Annotated in this window: 18 protein-coding genes; 10 read left to right on the forward strand and 8 right to left on the reverse strand. The window is 62.1% G+C overall.

Annotated elements, in window-relative coordinates:
* Nucleotides 1–58 precede the first annotated feature (58 nt).
* From yajC to ACRRNM_RS00085, 5 genes are all read left to right on the forward strand, one after another.
* Nucleotides 59–385 carry a preprotein translocase subunit YajC gene (gene yajC / locus ACRRNM_RS00065; RefSeq protein ID WP_435626209.1) on the forward strand — a complete coding sequence of 109 codons (327 nt, stop codon included), beginning with the start codon at nt 59–61 and terminating at the stop codon, nt 383–385.
* Nucleotides 386–437: 52 nt separating this feature from the next.
* Complete coding sequence (gene secD, locus ACRRNM_RS00070) at nt 438–2249, forward strand: protein translocase subunit SecD (RefSeq protein ID WP_435626210.1); 1812 nt, start codon at nt 438–440, stop codon at nt 2247–2249.
* Between the two features lie 100 nt (nt 2250–2349).
* Nucleotides 2350–3306: a protein translocase subunit SecF gene (secF, locus tag ACRRNM_RS00075; protein WP_435626211.1), complete on the forward strand. Its 957-nt coding sequence runs from the start codon at nt 2350–2352 to the stop codon at nt 3304–3306.
* Nucleotides 3307–3309: 3 nt separating this feature from the next.
* Nucleotides 3310–3948 (forward strand): DedA family protein, encoded by a 639-nt coding sequence (locus ACRRNM_RS00080; protein ID WP_435626212.1) that lies wholly within the window; start codon nt 3310–3312, stop codon nt 3946–3948.
* Between the two features lie 138 nt (nt 3949–4086).
* The gene (locus ACRRNM_RS00085; RefSeq protein ID WP_435626213.1) at nt 4087–4788 is read left to right on the forward strand and encodes a glycine zipper 2TM domain-containing protein; all 702 of its coding nucleotides are present in this window, start codon (nt 4087–4089) and stop codon (nt 4786–4788) included.
* A 378-nt stretch (nt 4789–5166) separates the two neighbouring features.
* Here the strand turns inward: ACRRNM_RS00085 and pstB are convergent, their stop codons facing one another.
* From pstB to pstS, 4 genes are read right to left on the reverse strand one after another with little or no spacing between them, the layout of a single operon-like run.
* Entirely contained in the window at nt 5167–5940 is a 774-nt protein-coding gene (pstB, locus tag ACRRNM_RS00090) for a phosphate ABC transporter ATP-binding protein PstB (protein ID WP_435626214.1), read from the reverse strand.
* 12 nt (nt 5941–5952) lie between these two features.
* Nucleotides 5953–6798, reverse strand: a complete 846-nt coding sequence (pstA, locus tag ACRRNM_RS00095) for a phosphate ABC transporter permease PstA (protein WP_435626215.1) — start codon at nt 6796–6798, stop codon at nt 5953–5955.
* Between the two features lie 5 nt (nt 6799–6803).
* Nucleotides 6804–7766 (reverse strand): phosphate ABC transporter permease subunit PstC, encoded by a 963-nt coding sequence (pstC, locus tag ACRRNM_RS00100; protein ID WP_435626216.1) that lies wholly within the window; start codon nt 7764–7766, stop codon nt 6804–6806.
* 60 nt (nt 7767–7826) lie between these two features.
* Entirely contained in the window at nt 7827–8876 is a 1050-nt protein-coding gene (pstS, locus tag ACRRNM_RS00105; protein WP_435626217.1) for a phosphate ABC transporter substrate-binding protein PstS, read from the reverse strand.
* A gap of 194 nt (nt 8877–9070) precedes the next feature.
* On the opposite strand from pstS, the gene rpmB reads away from it, so the two are divergent.
* Together rpmB and rpmG are read left to right on the forward strand one after the other, a co-directional pair.
* Complete coding sequence (rpmB, locus tag ACRRNM_RS00110; RefSeq protein WP_435626218.1) at nt 9071–9307, forward strand: 50S ribosomal protein L28; 237 nt, start codon at nt 9071–9073, stop codon at nt 9305–9307.
* Nucleotides 9308–9318: 11 nt separating this feature from the next.
* Nucleotides 9319–9486: a 50S ribosomal protein L33 gene (rpmG, locus tag ACRRNM_RS00115; RefSeq protein WP_435626219.1), complete on the forward strand. Its 168-nt coding sequence runs from the start codon at nt 9319–9321 to the stop codon at nt 9484–9486.
* A gap of 54 nt (nt 9487–9540) precedes the next feature.
* Here the strand turns inward: rpmG and ACRRNM_RS00120 are convergent, their stop codons facing one another.
* The 4 genes from ACRRNM_RS00120 to ACRRNM_RS00135 all read right to left on the reverse strand — a co-directional run bounded on the left by ACRRNM_RS00120 (nt 9541) and on the right by ACRRNM_RS00135 (nt 12095).
* Nucleotides 9541–10329, reverse strand: coding sequence for a cache domain-containing protein (locus ACRRNM_RS00120; protein WP_435626220.1), 789 nt, complete (start codon nt 10327–10329; stop codon nt 9541–9543).
* A gap of 175 nt (nt 10330–10504) precedes the next feature.
* The gene (locus ACRRNM_RS00125; protein WP_435626221.1) at nt 10505–10768 is read right to left on the reverse strand and encodes a hypothetical protein; all 264 of its coding nucleotides are present in this window, start codon (nt 10766–10768) and stop codon (nt 10505–10507) included.
* Nucleotides 10769–10783: 15 nt separating this feature from the next.
* Nucleotides 10784–11137, reverse strand: a complete 354-nt coding sequence (locus tag ACRRNM_RS00130) for an STAS/SEC14 domain-containing protein (RefSeq protein WP_435626222.1) — start codon at nt 11135–11137, stop codon at nt 10784–10786.
* Between the two features lie 118 nt (nt 11138–11255).
* Entirely contained in the window at nt 11256–12095 is an 840-nt protein-coding gene (locus ACRRNM_RS00135) for a DMT family transporter (protein WP_435626223.1), read from the reverse strand.
* Between the two features lie 203 nt (nt 12096–12298).
* On the opposite strand from ACRRNM_RS00135, the gene ACRRNM_RS00140 reads away from it, so the two are divergent.
* The 3 genes from ACRRNM_RS00140 to dxs are packed head-to-tail and all read left to right on the forward strand — an operon-like array spanning nt 12299 to nt 15284.
* Nucleotides 12299–12544 carry an exodeoxyribonuclease VII small subunit gene (locus tag ACRRNM_RS00140; RefSeq protein ID WP_435626224.1) on the forward strand — a complete coding sequence of 82 codons (246 nt, stop codon included), beginning with the start codon at nt 12299–12301 and terminating at the stop codon, nt 12542–12544.
* Nucleotides 12541–13431, forward strand: coding sequence for a polyprenyl synthetase family protein (locus ACRRNM_RS00145; RefSeq protein WP_435626225.1), 891 nt, complete (start codon nt 12541–12543; stop codon nt 13429–13431). The genes ACRRNM_RS00140 and ACRRNM_RS00145 overlap by 4 nt, the downstream gene beginning before the upstream one ends.
* Nucleotides 13431–15284 (forward strand): 1-deoxy-D-xylulose-5-phosphate synthase, encoded by a 1854-nt coding sequence (gene dxs, locus ACRRNM_RS00150; protein ID WP_435626226.1) that lies wholly within the window; start codon nt 13431–13433, stop codon nt 15282–15284. Before ACRRNM_RS00145 ends, dxs begins: the two co-directional genes overlap by 1 nt.
* Nucleotides 15285–15334 lie beyond the last annotated feature (50 nt).

Genomic DNA, 15334 nt, shown 5'->3' on the forward strand with positions numbered 1-15334 from the left:
GATGCCCTGCGCTTCGTGGTAGAATGCGCGCCTTTTATTTATCTCCGGAGATTGAATAATGCTTATCAGCAATGCGTATGCCGAAGCGGCTGCGCCGGCGCAGGGCGCCGGCTTCATGGATTTTCTGCCGCTGATCGTCCTGATCGCGATATTCTATTTTTTCATCCTGCGCCCGCAAAGCAAGCGCGCCAAGGAGCTCAAGACCATGATCGAGGCCTTGCAGCGCGGCGACGAGGTCGTGACGACGGGTGGCGAAGTAGGCCGCATCAGCAAGGTATATGAGCAATACGTCGGAGTGGAACTCGCCGAGAACGTCGAGGTGACGGTACAGAAGACCGCGATTCAGGCCGTGCTGCCCAAGGGCACCATCAAGTCCATCAAGTAATCCCGGCTCTTTCCCGGCCGGAAACGTTGCACGCGTCAACCGAGGGGCATCAATGAACCGTTATCCATTGTGGAAATACCTGCTGATTCTGGCCGTGTTCCTGGCCGGGCTGATCTATACCCTGCCCAATTTCTTCGGCGAATCGCCCGCCGTGCAGGTATCGCCGTTGCGCGCCAGCCTGAAGGCGGACGCCGCGTTGCTGGAGCGCGCGGATAAAGCCCTGAAGGCGGCCGGCCTCAATCCGGAAGTGGTTGCGCTGGACGGCAACAGCATCAAGGCGCGCTTCGCCGACACCGATAACCAGCTGAAGGCCAAGGACGTGCTGGCCTCACAACTGGGCGAAGACTACATGGTTGCGCTCAACCTCCTGTCGCGCTCGCCGCAGTGGCTGACCAGCCTTCATGCGCTGCCGATGTACCTCGGTCTGGACTTGCGCGGCGGCGTGCATTTCCTGCTGCAGGTTGACATGAAGGCCGCGCTGAACAAGGCGCTGGAAGCCGCCACCGGCGATATCCGCAGCATGCTGCGCGATCAGAAGGTCGCCTATTCCGGCGTCACCCGCGAAGGCAACGTGCTGCTGGTGAGATTCCGCGACGCCGACGCGCGCAGCAAAGGCGAAGCGGAAATCAAGCAGCGCTTTAACGACTATGCGCTGAGCTCCAGGGAGGCCGGCGGCGAATTCCTGCTGCAGGCTGCGCTCAAGCCGGAAGCCGAACGGCGCATCCAGGAGTCAGCCGTGCAGCAGAACCTGCTGACCCTGCGCAACCGTGTCAACGAACTGGGCGTGGCCGAACCGGTGATCCAGCAGCAGGGCGCGGATCGCGTGGTGGTGCAGCTGCCCGGCGTGCAGGATACGGCGCGCGCCAAGGACATTCTGGGGCGCACCGCGACGCTGGAAGTGCGCATGGTGGACGAGGAGCATCAGGCCGTTCCAGGCGCGGCCGCGCCGTTTGGCACCGAGATGTTCAAGGATCGCGAAGGCAACCTGCTGCTGGTGAAAAAGCAGGTGATCCTGACCGGCGAGCGTATCAACGACGCGCAGCCCGGTTTCGACAGCCGCAACAACGAACCCGCCGTGCACATCAACCTGGACGGCGTGGGCGCGCGCAAATTCAAGGACGCGACGCGCGAGAACGTCGGCAAGCGCATGGCGATCGTCCTGTTCGAGAAGGGCAAGGGCGAGATCGTCACCGCACCGGTGATCCGCGAGGAAATCGGCGGCGGGCGCGTGCAGATCAGCGGCCGGATGAGCACCGTCGAAGCGCAGGACACTTCCCTGCTGCTGCGCGCCGGCGCACTGGCCGCACCGATGGAGATCGTTGAGGAGCGCACCGTGGGGCCCAGCCTCGGCGCGGACAACATCAAGCGCGGCTTCGACTCCACCAAGATCGGCTTCATCATGGTCGCGATCTTCATGATCGCCTACTACCTGATGTTCGGCACCATCTCTATATTGGCGCTGGGGACGAACCTGCTGCTGCTGGTGGCGCTGCTGTCCATGCTGCAGGCCACGCTTACCCTCCCCGGCATGGCGGGTATCGCGCTGACGCTGGGGATGGCGATCGACGCGAACGTGCTGATCAACGAGCGCATCCGCGAGGAGCTGCGCAACGGCGTCACGCCGCAGGCCGCGATTCACGCCGGATACGACCGCGCATTCGACACCATCCTCGATTCCAACATTACCACGCTGATCGCCGGGGTTGCGCTGTTCATGTTCGGCTCCGGCCCGATCAAGGGCTTTGCGGTGGTACTGTGCCTCGGCATCCTGACCTCGATGTTCAGCGCGGTGCTGGTGTCGCGCGCGATGGTGAATCTGATATACGGCCGCAGGGCGCGCCTTGCCAAGGTGGCGATCGGCTAATGCCCTCTCCCTGACTCTCTCCCGCAGGCGGGAGAGGGGACGATAGCGCTCTCTCCTTGGGGGAGAGTTGGATAGAGGGGGAGTAACGGAGAATAGAAATATGGAATTTTTCAGGATCAAGAAAGACATCCCGTTCATGAGCTACGGGAAAATCACCACCAGCATTTCACTGGTGACTTTCCTGTTTGCGGTATTTTTCCTCGCCACCAAGGGGTTGAACTTCGGGGTGGATTTCACCGGCGGTACGGTGATCGAAGTGCATTACACGCAGCCCGTCGACCTCCACAAGGTGCGCGAACAGCTTGCCGCAGCGGACCTGCCGGATGCGCTGGTGCAGAATTTCGGCTCCAGCCACGACGTGCTGATCCAGGTGCCGCTCAAGCAGAACAAGGCGGGCGCCAACCTGCCCGAGCAGGTGTGCGCCACCCTGTCCGGGCAGGAGTGCGACAAGCTGCACGCGAAGGACGGGAGCATGGAGATGCGCCGCGTGGAATTCGTCGGCCCGCAGGTCGGCAAGGACCTCGTGGACAACGGTGCGCTCGCCCTGCTGCTGGTGTCCCTGGGCATCGTCGGCTACCTGTGGATGCGCTTCGAATGGAAGTTCGGCCTGTCCGCGATCATCGCCAACCTGCACGACGTGGTGATCATTCTCGGTTTCTTCGCCTTCTTCCAGTGGGAGTTCTCGCTGTCCGTGCTGGCGGCGGTGCTGGCGGTGCTGGGCTACTCGGTGAACGAATCGGTGGTGGTGTTCGACCGGATCCGCGAAAACTTCCGTACCATGCGCAAGGCCGGGGTCGCGGAGATCATCGACAACGCGATCACCCGCACCATGTCCCGCACCATCATCACGCACGGCTGCACGCAGATGATGGTCGGCGCGATGCTGTTTCTCGGTGGCGAGACGCTGCACTATTTCGCCATGGCGCTGACTATCGGCATCCTGTTCAGCATCTATTCCTCGGTGCTGGTCGCGAGCCCCCTGCTGATGCTGCTCGGCGTGTCGCGCGAGGACTTCATCAAACCGGAAAAGACCGAGGCCGAAGAAGTCCTTCCGTAGTTCATGGAATTGTTCGCCACCTTCATCGACATCGTCCTGCACTTGGACACCCACCTGCTCGCCCTGACGCAGGAATACGGCATTTGGGTGTACGCCATTCTGTTCCTCATCATCTACTGCGAGACCGGGCTGGTGGTGATGCCCTTCCTGCCCGGTGATTCGCTGCTGTTCGTGGCGGGCGCGCTCTGCGGCCTGGGGGCGCTGCAACTGGAATGGCTCGCGCCGCTGCTGATGCTGGCCGCATTTAGCGGCGACAACACCAACTACTGGATCGGCAGGCTGATCGGGATGCGCCTGCTGAAGCGCACCAACGGTCTCATCAAGCGCGAACATATCGACAAGACCCATGCCTTCTATGAGAAGCACGGCGGAAAGACCATCCTGTTCGCGCGCTTCCTGCCGATTGTCCGCACCTTCGCGCCGTTCGTGGCAGGCATCGGGCTGATGCGCTACCGCCTGTTCGTGATGTTCAGCGCGTTGGGCAGTCTGGCGTGGATCGGCAGCCTCACCGTGGCGGGCTATTTATTCGGCAACATCCCGTTCGTCAAGAACAACCTCACCCTGATAATCCTCGCTATCGTCGTCATCTCCTTTCTTCCCGCCATCGGCGAATTCATCCGCCACCGCCGCCGTTCTGCGTGAGAGTGACGCGTCAGCGCCGGATACCTCCGGTGGCGGCCAGACCCTACATTTTGAAACAATTATTCTGGAACATTCGGCCGGGAGCCAAGTCATAATGCCGCCACGTTGTATGGCATGAAATTTCCAGAGGAGCAAAACATGAAGAAGAGTCTGTTGGTATTGAGCCTGATCTCCCTGTATGGCGGCGCTTACGCGGCGGATTTTACCGATACCGCACGCGTCGTTTCCAGCACCCCCATCTATGAACGCGTCAGTGAACCGAAGCGCGAATGCTGGAAGGAGACCGTGCAGGTCGCCCCGAAGGAGCGCTCCATCGGCGGGGCGGTGATCGGCGGTGTCGCGGGTGGCCTGCTGGGCAGCCAGGTAGGCGGCGGTAACGGCAGCACGGTGGCAACGGGCGCGGGCGCCGTGGCCGGCGCGGTGATCGGCGATCAAGTCGCCAATCCGGACAGTAACCGTTCCGCAACCGGCGCGGTGGTCGGCGGCGTGGCCGGTGCGGTGCTGGGCAGTCAGGTCGGCGGCGGCACGGGCAACAAGGCAGCGACTGCGGTAGGCGGCATCGCCGGTGCGGTGATCGGCGACCGCGTCGCCAATCCGGACCAGCCGCGTACCGAACAGGTCGAGCGTTGCCGCGAAGTGCAAAACAGCCGCGAGGTCATCAAGGGTTACAACGTGACCTACCGCTACAACGGCCAGGACATCACCACCACCCTGCCATACCAGCCCGGTTCGACGATCCGTGTGGGGGTGAGCGTCATCGAAGATCGGCAGGATCGCCGCAATGAGGATTGGCAAAGCCGCCGTTATGAAGACCGCAGGGACAGGCCCAATTATCAGTAATTGGTTCTACCCCGTAAAAAAGCCCGGCTTGGTCCGGGCTTTTTTACTTTGATGGTTTATGCACTTAACCGAGGCCGGTGATGTAGTGGCTTCAGCCGCCGCTTTGCGGCTTAACATTCGCTGCGCTCATGTTAGCCTCCGTCGCCACATCACAGGGCGATTAACCGAATTGCCCTGTGATGTAGTGGTTACGGCATAACCTGAAGGTTAGCCTCCACCGCTATATTACGGACAGGTTAACCGAACCTGCCCGTAATATAGTGGTTTCGACATAACGCGCTACGCGCATTAGTGGCTCCAACGTAACATGCTGCGCATGTTAGTTTACGCCGCAACAAGCCTTCGGCTTGTTGTCTCCACCGTTACATTACTGGTCGCTTATCCAAAGCGACCGGTAATGTAATCTTCAGTCTCCTTGCGTTTCGGGTTGGTGAACACCGTGCTGGTGTCGCCGAACTCGATCAGGTCGCCCAGGTACATGTAGGCGGTGTAGTCGGAGACGCGGGCTGCTTGCTGCATGTTGTGGGTCACGATGACGATGGTGAAGTCTTCCTTCAGCTCGTCGATGAGCTTCTCGATATGCGCGGTGGAGATCGGGTCGAGCGCCGAGGTCGGTTCGTCGAGCAGCAGCACCTGCGGCTTGACGGCGATGGCGCGCGCGATGCACAGGCGCTGCTGCTGGCCGCCGGAAAGCCCGGTGCCGCTCTGCTTGAGCTTGTCCTTGGCCTCGGTCCACAGCGCGGCCTTGCGCAGCGCCCATTCGACGCGCTCGTCCATGTCGTTCTTGCTGAGATTTTCGTAGAGCTTCACGCCGAACGCGATGTTGTCGTAGATCGACATCGGGAACGGCGTGGGTTTCTGGAACACCATGCCGATCCTGGCGCGCAGCATGTTCAGGTCCTGCGACTTGTCGAGGATGTTCGCGCCGTCCAGCAGGATTTCCCCAGTGGCTCGCTGCTTCGGGTAGAGCTGGTACATGCGGTTGAAGGTGCGCAGCAGGGTGGACTTGCCGCAGCCGGACGGGCCGATGAAGGCGGTCACCATCTTCTCGGCGATGCTCAGGTTGATGTTCTTGAGCGCGCAGTAATTGCCGTAATAGAAGCAGAGGTCCTTTACGACGATCTTGGGATTGACGGTGCTTTCGGCGTTCATGGGCAAATCCTGTTAGTGAGAGGCGGACTTCTGGCGGAACAGCACGCGCGCCAGGATGTTGAGCGTCAGCACGCTGAAGGTGATGAGCAGTGCGCCGGCCCAGGCCAGTTTCTGCCAGTCTTCGTAGGGGCTCATCGCGAACTGGAAGATCACCACCGGCAGGTTAGCCATCGGCTGGTCCATGTTGCTGTTCCAGAACTGGTTGTTCAGCGCGGTGAACAGTAGCGGCGCGGTCTCGCCGCTGATGCGCGCGACGGCGAGCATCACGCCGGTGATGATCCCGGCGCGCGCGGCGCGCAGCGTGACGAAGTTGATGATCTTCCACTGCGGTGCGCCGAGCGCCGCAGCCGCTTCGCGCAGGGTGTTGGGCACCAGGCGCAGCATGTTTTCGGTGGTGCGGATCACGATCGGGATGACGATGATGGCCAGCGCCAGCGCGCCTGCCCAGCCGGAGAAATGCTTGACGTGGACGACATAGACCTCATACACGAACAGGCCGATCACGATGGACGGCGCGGAGAGCAGCACGTCGTTGATGAAGCGCGTGATCGGGGCGAGCCAGCCGCGCTGGCCGAATTCGGCGAGATAGGTGCCGGCCAGGATGCCGATGGGCGTACCGATCAGCACGCCGACCAGCGTCATCGCCAGGCTGCCGGCGATGGCGTTGAGCAGGCCGCCGGAGCTTCCCGGCGGCGGGGTCATCTGCGTGAACACCACCGGGGCGAGCGCAGGCAGGCCGTGCACCAGCAGCGTCCAGAGTATCCAGCACAGCCAGAACAGGCCGAACCCCATGGCGAGCATCGAGACGGCGAGGCCCAGGGCGTTGACGATGCGGCGGCGTGTGTAGAGTCCCAGCATGATCGTTATGCGGCCTGGCCTTCGCGCTTGCCGAGCTTGTAGAGCATGTAGCGCGCGAGCGACAGGACCACGAAGGTGATGAAGAACAGGATCAGGCCGAGTTCGATCAGCGCGGAGGTGTAGAGCTCCCCGTAGGCCTCGGTGAATTCGTTGGCGAGCGCCGAGGCGATGCTGTTGCCGGGCATCAGCAGGGATTGGCTGAGTTCATGCGCGTTGCCGATCACGAAGGTGACGGCCATGGTTTCGCCGAGCGCGCGCCCCAGCCCCAGCATGATGCCGCCGACCACGCCGATCCTCGTGTAGGGCAGCACGACCTTCCACATGACCTCCCAGGTGGTCGCGCCCAGGCCGTAGGCCGATTCCTTGAGCAGCGTGGGCACCACCTCGAACACGTCGCGCATCACCGAAGCGATGAACGGGATCACCATGATGGCGAGGATGATGCCGGCAGTCAGCATGCCGATGCCCATCGGCGGGCCGGAGAAGAACGGGCCGATATACGGCATCGCCCCGATATGGTCGTTGAGCCAGGGCTCGACATGGTCGGCGAACAGCGGCGCGAACACGAACAGCCCCCACATGCCGTAGATGATGCTGGGGATGCCTGCCAGCAGTTCGACGGCGATGCCGAGCGGGCGGCGCAGGATGCGTGGCGACAGTTCGGTGAGGAATAGCGCGATGCCGAAACTGACCGGGATGGCGATGGCGAGCGCGATGGCGGAGGTGACCAGCGTGCCGACGATGGGGATCAGCGCGCCGAACTGCTCATTGACCGGATCCCACTCGGAGCTGACCAGGAAGCCGAAGCCGAACGCGCGGATGGCGGGCATGCTGCCGACGAGCAGCGAGACGAGGATGGCGCCGAGCAGGGCCAGCACGCCGAACGCCGAGACGCGCGTCAGGTTGCGGAACAGCAGGTCCAGTACGGTGTGCCGTCTAAGGCTGGCTTCACGTAAAAACATCGGCATGTTGAGTTCGTCAATAAAAAATAGCGGGGGCTAGGACCCCCGCAATTATAACTTGGCAGCCTATTGCACCAGCGCCTTGCCTGTCGCGTCCTTGATCTGCGCTTTCCATGCGGCGCGGATCAGCTTCACGACATTTTCCGGCAGCGGCACGTAATCCAGGTCGGTGGCCAGCTTGCCGCCCTTGTTATATGCCCAGTCGAAGAACTTCAGCACTTCCTTGCCGGTTTCCGGTTTTTCCTGCACCTTGTGCATCAGCACGAAGGTCGCGCCGCTGATCGGCCAGCTTTCCTTTCCCGCCTCGTCGGTCAGGATCTTGTAGAAGCCCGGCGCCTTGTCCCAGTGCGCACCGGCAGCCGCGGCCTTGAAGCTGTTTTCCTCAGGCTTGACGAACTGGCCGTCGCGGTTCTTCAACTGCACGGTGTTCATCTTGTTCTGCAGCGCATAGGCGTATTCCACGTAACCGATGGAGCCCTTGATGCGCTGCACGTAGGATGCCACACCCTCGTTGCCCTTGCCGCCGGTGCCCGCCTTCCAGGAGACCGCCGTGCCTTCACCGACGGCGGACTTCCAGTCCGCGCTGGCCTTGGACAGGTAGTTGGTGAAGATGAAGGTGGTGCCGGAACCGTCCGAGCGGTGCACAACTGTGATGTTGTCGGCGGGCAGCTGGATGTCCTTGTTCAGCGCCGCCAGGGCGGGATCGTTCCACTTGGTGATCTTACCGAGATAGATGTTTGCCAGCGTCGCGCCGTCCAGCTTCAGCTGGCCTGCGGCTATGCCCTTGATGTTGACCACCGGCACCACGCCGCCGATCACGGTCGGGAATTGCATCAGGCCGCTCTTGTCGAGCTCTTCAGGCTTGAGCGGCATGTCAGAAGCGCCGAAATCCACGGTTTTGGCGGTGATCTGCTTGATGCCGCCGCCGGAGCCTATGGACTGGTAATTCATCCCGACGCCGGCCTGCGCCTTGTAGGCCTCGGCCCACTTGGCGTAGATCGGGTAGGGGAAGGTCGCGCCCGCGCCGGTGATGCCGGTTGCCTGGCCTGCACCCGCGCAAACCAGCGCGGCGGTGGCAGCGGTGCCGATGACGAATTTCCTGAGTTTGCCGTTCATGGGGTCTCCGTGAGGTTGTTTGTTGCCGTCAGCCGGGGTAAACCGGCAATGCCTTCATGCGGAGCGCATGATAGGGGGTTTGTGTGACAGAAGTATTACAGGGAGCAAAACACCGGCCCGCAAAATTCGGGTTGAATATTCCGTGTTCCTTCGGTAGAATCCGCGCTCTTTTGAATTCCGGTTGGAGTAGAACCATGGCACGTGTATGTCAAGTGACGGGAAAAGGCCCGATGGTCGGGAACAATGTTTCCCATGCAAACAACAAAACCAAGCGCCGCTTTTTGCCGAACCTGCAACGCCGCCGCTTCTGGGTTGAAAGCGAAAATCGCTGGGTCAGCTTGCGCCTGACCAATGCGGCGCTGCGTACCATCGACAAGAACGGCATCGACGCGGTGCTGGCCGAAATGCGCGCCAACGGCGAGAAAATCTAAGGAGAACGAACATGGCAAAAGGCGCACGCGAAAAGATCAAGCTGGAATCCTCCGCCGGTACGGGGCATTTCTACACCACCAACAAGAACAAGCGCACCACCCCGGAAAAGCTCGAATTCATGAAGTTCGACCCGGTGGCCCGCAAGCATGTCAGCTACAAGGAAACCAAGCTGAAGTAATCCGGCAAGGTTCGCAGCACAAGAAAAAACCCGCTTCGGCGGGTTTTTTGTTTCCTATTTCTGCGCAGCAGGGCTGAAGGTCAGCACGAATTTCCACTGCGTGAGGAGGGAGGTCCGGTAGAGCGCCGTCTTCGTCGCATTGTCGAACTCGTAGCTCACCTCCCCCGCAGTCCCGGCCAGCATCTCGTTCGCGGCCTTTTTGAGCGTCTCGCTCCCCAGTTCACGCGGGTCCAGGAAGTGGCGGTCTGTCCTGCTGTGCAGGGTGGTCAGGCCGTCCGGGGCCATGGCGAAAAAGGCGGCCCCCGGCCGCAGGTCGAGGGTGGAACCGACCTGATGGGAGAGCGTGTCGAGGAAAAGCGATGCGCCGATCGCCCCGATTATCTTGCCGCCCTTCCTGATGGGAACTGCGATCACGGCGGAGCGCTGGCCGGTGCTCTTGCTGACCACCAGCGCGCCCGTGATCTTCATGCCCGCCATGAGGTCGGGGAAATAGCTCCGGTCGCTCAGCTTGGCATCCATGAGGCCCTTGTCGGCGGTGTCATAGCTCCCGTCGGGACGCACATACCAGACGATGAGCCCGTCCTCCGATTTCTGATAAGCGCCCAGCAAGCCCTTCATGCGCTCCCACTTGCCCGATCTTACCTCGGCCGTGGAGGCCAGTATCTCGAGGCTGCGCTGCACGGAACCGATGCGCAAGTCAGTGTAGGACGCAAAGGCGGAGAGCAGGCTTTGCGCATCCCTGCCCGGAGGTAACGGGATTTCAGAAGGAGGCTGGGCGCAGGCGAGGGCCGGCAGAAGGGCGATGAAAAAAAACAAACGCAGAAAAAAGCTTTTCCCGATCATGTTTTTCTCCTTCGTTGAATAGCAGGCACCGGCCCGGGGGAGCGGTGCTGTAGCGGCTAAAACCTAAAGGACAGATCTATCGTTTCGCGAATCGGCGGAAAATATATCGCCGTTTCCCTGAGCAGGCCTGCTTTTGTGGATGGGGAGGCAGGCTTATTGCGCTCTGCACGAGCCGTTATTCCGGAAGCATGCCATGGTGAACCAGATAAGCCCGGCCGTCCTGAATGATTCCCCAATAGCCCGGATTGCCGGGCGAATGGTAGTCCATGACCATGCTGGATTTTTTAAGGCCTTCCAGGTGGAACAGGACAAGTTGAATTCCCGTCCCCAGGAGTCTTGAAATTTGCTCCGGCTCCAGTTTTTCGTGCTGTTCGAGCAGGATGAGTATTTTTTCCTTGATATTGTCGAGGTACTCATCATCGGTTTTTTCTTTTTGCATTGCGGGCACTTTCGTTTACTGCATTTCCTGTGTCCAGGCCTGCGCCTCGGCGTAATCCGTGAACACCTTGATGTCGGCGTCGATAAACAGGCGCGACAGCCACGCCTGCCAGGTGAGCCACTGGTCGGTGGTGACCACGGCGATCCTGCTGAAGTCGTGGTTGTGTTCGCGGCTGAAGAACTTGATCTCTTCCCAGGCTACGTCCACGGTGTAGTCGATCATGCCGCGCAGGTCGAACAGCAGGTTCAGCGGGCCGGGCGATTTGAGCTTGTACAGCGATTGCTCCTCGAAGGTCTTGAAGTCGGCGAGGGTGAATTCGCCGATGACGGCGACGTTGACGAGGTTGTCGGTTTGTTCGATGGTGATCATGTGGTCTGTCTCGTAGGTTGTTTGCTTGATTTTAAGTGTAGGTCGGGCTTTAGCCCGACATGTCGGGTTGAAACCCAACCTACAATTTTGGCGCTACATCGGAAATAGTCCGGATTAATTAATGTTTCGGCGACAGGCGCAAGCTTAGCACACCGCTGGCGATGATGAACGCCATACCCAGCCAGCTGGCCAGGCCCAGGGTTTCGTCCCACAGCAGCATGCCGAACAGGCTGGCAAACACGATGGTGCTGTAGGCGAGGCTGCCGACCACCAGCGTCCTGCCGGTGCGGTAGGCGCGCGTCATGGCGAGCTGCGCGAGGGTGGCGGAGCTGCCCAGGCCGAACAGGATGGCGAAGCCTTCGAGCGTGATCGCATGCGCCGTGTCGAACAGGATCCAGACGCCGCTGCCGAGGGTGGCGGTCAGGCTGAAATAGAACACGGTACGCGTGTCCGGCTCACCGATCATGGCGAGCTGCTTGACGTTGAGGTAGGCGACCCCGGCGAGGAAGCCGGAGATCAGGCCGAGCAGACCGGGCAGCAGTTGCTCGCGCTCCAGCGCCGGCTGCAGCAGCAACACCACGCCGCAGAATCCCAGCGCGATGGCGATGGTCAGCGGCGGGTGGAAGCGGTCCTTGAACACCAGCATGGTGAAGAGGGTGAGGAACAGCGGCGCGGTGTAGTTGAGCGTGACGGCGGTGGCGAGCGGCAGCACGGTGATGCAATAGAAGAACAGCGCGAGCGCGACCGAGCCGGAAATGCCGCGCCACAGGTGCGCGCGCCAGTGCCGCGTGGCGAGGCTGATGCGCTGGTGGCGCATGATGCCGTACACCATCAGCAGGCCGAACAGCGAGCGGTAGAACACCAGTTCGACATGCGAGAAATGCGGTGCGCCGAGCTTGACGAACACGCCCATGAGGCCGAACAGCAATCCGGCGACCAGCATCCAGGAGGATTTCATGCGGGATTGATTAAGGTAGCAGGAATCATCAGTGCAGCCATCTGTTTTCCTTCGTGCCCTTCGTGTTCTTCGTGGTGAATGGTTGTGACGTACAAGCAAACGGGGCGCGGATTCTCACCGAATTTACCGTGCGGGGCAATATAAATTGGCTCAGGCGGGGCGGGTTGGGTAAAATGGCGGCCTTTCGCAATGCAGAGATGTTTATGGCTGGTAAAGCGCAAAAAACCGTTGATTTCGAGTCGGCCATGGCCGAACTGGAAAAGATTGTCGCCGACATGGAGGCGGGCAAGCTGTCGCTGGAGGATTCGCTCTCGGCCTACAAGCGCGGCGCGGAATTGCTGGCGTTCTGCCGCGGCCGCCTCGAAGACGCGCAGCAGCAGGTGAGCGTGCTGGAGAATGGGGTACTCAAGGATTTTTCCGCCACTGGCGAAGCTGGGCAGAATCAATGAGCGTTGATTTTCAGAGCTGGGTCGCCGTCCACCAGGCGCGCTTCGAGGAGGTGCTGCGCAACCTGTTGCCGCGTGCGGACATCGCGCCGCAGCGCCTGCACGAGGCGATGCGCTACGCGGTGCTGGACGGCGGCAAGCGCGTGCGCCCGCTGCTGGCATTCGCAGCAGGCGAACTGGCTGGCGCCGAACAAGGGCGCGTGGACGTCGCCGCCGCCGCCGTCGAGCTGATCCACGCCTATTCGCTGGTACACGACGACATGCCGTGCATGGACGACGACGTGCTGCGCCGCGGCAAGCCGACCTGCCATGTGCAATACGACGAGGCGACTGCGCTGCTGGTCGGCGATGCCCTGCAGACGCTGGCGTTCCAGTTGCTCGCCGAGCATCGCCTGAACGACGACACTTCGTGCCAGCTGGAGATGGTCAGGCTGCTCGCGGTGGCCTCCGGCTCGCGCGGCATGGCGGGCGGGCAGGCGATCGATCTCGCCGCCGTCGGCAAGTCGCTCACACTCCCCGAACTGGAATTCATGCATATCCACAAGACTGGCGCGCTGATCCGCGCGTCCATCCTGCTCGGTGCCCATTGCGGCAAGGTTTCGGCGGAACAGCTGGACCGGCTGGACCGCTTCGGCAAGCTGATCGGCCTCGCCTTCCAGGTGGTGGACGACGTGCTTGACTGCGAGGCGGACACCGCCACGCTGGGCAAGACCGCAGGCAAGGACGCGGACAGCAACAAGCCGACCTATGTCAGCCTGCTCGGCCTGCAAGCCGCGCGCGAGATGGCGCAGCGGCTGCATCGCGAGGCGCTGGAAACGCTGGAAGGCTTCGGTGCGGCGGCGCAACGTTTGCGCGAGCTGGCCGATTTCATCGTGCTGAGGAAGTTCTGATGCCCTCCTTGCTGGCTTCCATCAATAGCCCCGACGACCTGCGCAAGCTGGAGCGCGCGCAGTTGCCGCAACTCGCCGACGAGCTGCGCCGCTTCCTCGTCGAGTCGGTGAGCAAGACCGGCGGGCACCTTTCCTCCAACCTCGGCACGGTCGAGCTGACCATTGCGCTGCACTACATCTACAACACGCCGGACGACCGCCTGGTGTGGGACGTGGGGCACCAGACCTACACGCACAAGATACTCACCGGGCGGCGCGAGGCGATGGGCAGGCTGCGCATGGCGGGCGGCATCGCCGGTTTCCCGCGGCGTGCCGAGAGCCCCTTTGATGCCTTCGGCACCGGGCATTCCAGCACATCGATCTCGGCCGCGCTGGGCATGGCGGTGGCGGCGCAGATGGAAAAATCCGCGCGGCGCGCGGTGGCGATCATCGGCGACGGCGCGCTCACCGGCGGCATGGCCTTCGAGGCGCTCAACAACGCCGGCGCGCTCGACGCGAACCTGCTGGTCATCCTCAACGACAACGACATGTCGATTTCGCAGCCGGTCGGCGCGCTGAACAATTACCTCGCCAGGCTGATGTCGGGGCGCTTCTATTCGGCGATGCGGCGCGGCAGCGAGAAGATGTTCAAGGGCATGCCGCCGGTGCTGGAGTTCGCCAAGCGCGCCGAGGAACACGTCAAGGGCATGGTGACGCCCAGCACGCTGTTCGAGGAATTCGGCTTCAACTACATCGGCCCGATCGATGGCCACGACCTGGCGGTGCTGGTGGACACGCTGGGCAACATCCGCGAGCTCGAGGGGCCGCAGTTCCTGCATGTGGTCACGCAGAAGGGCAAGGGCTATGCGCATGCCGAGCAGGACTGCGTCCTGTACCACGGCGTGAGCAAGTTCGACCCGGTCAGCGGGATCGCCGCCAAGCCGTGCACCCAACCAAGCTATACGGAAGTGTTCGGCGGCTGGCTGTGCGACATGGCGGCGCAGGACGACAAGCTGATCGGCATCACGCCGGCGATGTGCGAAGGCTCCGGGATGGCGAAATTCGCACAAAAATATCCGGAGCGCTATTTCGACGTGGGCATCGCCGAGCAGCATGCGCTGACCTTCGCCGCCGGCCTGGCCTGCGACGGCTACAAGCCGGTGGTGGCGATCTATTCGACTTTCCTGCAGCGCGCCTACGACCAGTTGATCCACGATATCGCGCTGCAGAACCTGCCGGTCATACTGGCCATCGACCGCGGCGGGCTGGTCGGCGCGGACGGCGCGACCCATGCGGGCAGCTTCGATCTTTCCTACCTGCGCTGCATCCCCAACATGACGGTGATGACGCCGGCCGACGAGGACGAATGCCGCCAGATGCTCTACACCGCCTATCAACTGGGCACGCCGAGCGCGGTGCGCTACCCGCGCGGCTGCGGCCCCGGCACGGCAGTCAGTAAAGAGATGCGCGCCCTGCCGGTCGGCAAGGGCGGGCTGCGCCGTGAGGGCAAGCGCGTGGCGATCCTCGCCTTCGGCACGATGCTCACGCCCGCGCTGGCGGCCGGCGAAGAGCTGGATGCGAGCGTGGCCAACATGCGCTTCGTCAAACCGCTGGATGCAGAACTGATCCTGAAGCTGGCGCGCGAGCACGAGCTGCTGGTCACGGTGGAAGAGAACACCGTGCAGGGCGGCGCGGGCAGCGCGGTGGCGGAATGCCTGCAGCAGCACGGCGTTGCCGTACCGCTGCTGCACCTCGGCCTGCCGGATGATTTCCTCGATCAGGGCGAGCACGCGCAGATGCTGGCGGATTGCGGGCTGGATGCCGCCGGGATCGCGGCTTCCATAAAAGGATTCAATCCGTGTAGGATGGGTTGAGCAACGCGATACCCATCGTCCGCGATTGCTGGTTATCGCCACGCTTAACC

The sequence above is a fragment of the Ferrigenium straubiae genome (genome assembly GCF_051257895.1).
Classification (GTDB): Bacteria; Pseudomonadota; Gammaproteobacteria; order Burkholderiales; family Gallionellaceae; genus Gallionella; species Gallionella straubiae.

What these genes read in the sequence shown, in the direction of transcription:
- ACRRNM_RS00130 (WP_435626222.1), bottom strand. Translation starts at nt 11,137, where the DNA reads ATGATCACCATCGAACAAACCGACAACCTCGTCAACGTCGCCGTCATC.
- dxs (WP_435626226.1), top strand. Translation starts at nt 13,431, where the DNA reads ATGCCCTCCTTGCTGGCTTCCATCAATAGCCCCGACGACCTGCGCAAG.
- ACRRNM_RS00140 (WP_435626224.1), top strand. Translation starts at nt 12,299, where the DNA reads ATGGCTGGTAAAGCGCAAAAAACCGTTGATTTCGAGTCGGCCATGGCC.
- ACRRNM_RS00145 (WP_435626225.1), top strand. Translation starts at nt 12,541, where the DNA reads ATGAGCGTTGATTTTCAGAGCTGGGTCGCCGTCCACCAGGCGCGCTTC.
- ACRRNM_RS00080 (WP_435626212.1), top strand. Translation starts at nt 3,310, where the DNA reads ATGGAATTGTTCGCCACCTTCATCGACATCGTCCTGCACTTGGACACC.
- ACRRNM_RS00120 (WP_435626220.1), bottom strand. Translation starts at nt 10,329, where the DNA reads ATGATCGGGAAAAGCTTTTTTCTGCGTTTGTTTTTTTTCATCGCCCTT.
- yajC (WP_435626209.1), top strand. Translation starts at nt 59, where the DNA reads ATGCTTATCAGCAATGCGTATGCCGAAGCGGCTGCGCCGGCGCAGGGC.
- pstB (WP_435626214.1), bottom strand. Translation starts at nt 5,940, where the DNA reads ATGAACGCCGAAAGCACCGTCAATCCCAAGATCGTCGTAAAGGACCTC.
- ACRRNM_RS00085 (WP_435626213.1), top strand. Translation starts at nt 4,087, where the DNA reads ATGAAGAAGAGTCTGTTGGTATTGAGCCTGATCTCCCTGTATGGCGGC.
- pstC (WP_435626216.1), bottom strand. Translation starts at nt 7,766, where the DNA reads ATGCCGATGTTTTTACGTGAAGCCAGCCTTAGACGGCACACCGTACTG.
- secD (WP_435626210.1), top strand. Translation starts at nt 438, where the DNA reads ATGAACCGTTATCCATTGTGGAAATACCTGCTGATTCTGGCCGTGTTC.
- rpmG (WP_435626219.1), top strand. Translation starts at nt 9,319, where the DNA reads ATGGCAAAAGGCGCACGCGAAAAGATCAAGCTGGAATCCTCCGCCGGT.
- ACRRNM_RS00125 (WP_435626221.1), bottom strand. Translation starts at nt 10,768, where the DNA reads ATGCAAAAAGAAAAAACCGATGATGAGTACCTCGACAATATCAAGGAA.
- secF (WP_435626211.1), top strand. Translation starts at nt 2,350, where the DNA reads ATGGAATTTTTCAGGATCAAGAAAGACATCCCGTTCATGAGCTACGGG.
- rpmB (WP_435626218.1), top strand. Translation starts at nt 9,071, where the DNA reads ATGGCACGTGTATGTCAAGTGACGGGAAAAGGCCCGATGGTCGGGAAC.
- pstS (WP_435626217.1), bottom strand. Translation starts at nt 8,876, where the DNA reads ATGAACGGCAAACTCAGGAAATTCGTCATCGGCACCGCTGCCACCGCC.
- ACRRNM_RS00135 (WP_435626223.1), bottom strand. Translation starts at nt 12,095, where the DNA reads ATGAAATCCTCCTGGATGCTGGTCGCCGGATTGCTGTTCGGCCTCATG.
- pstA (WP_435626215.1), bottom strand. Translation starts at nt 6,798, where the DNA reads ATGCTGGGACTCTACACACGCCGCCGCATCGTCAACGCCCTGGGCCTC.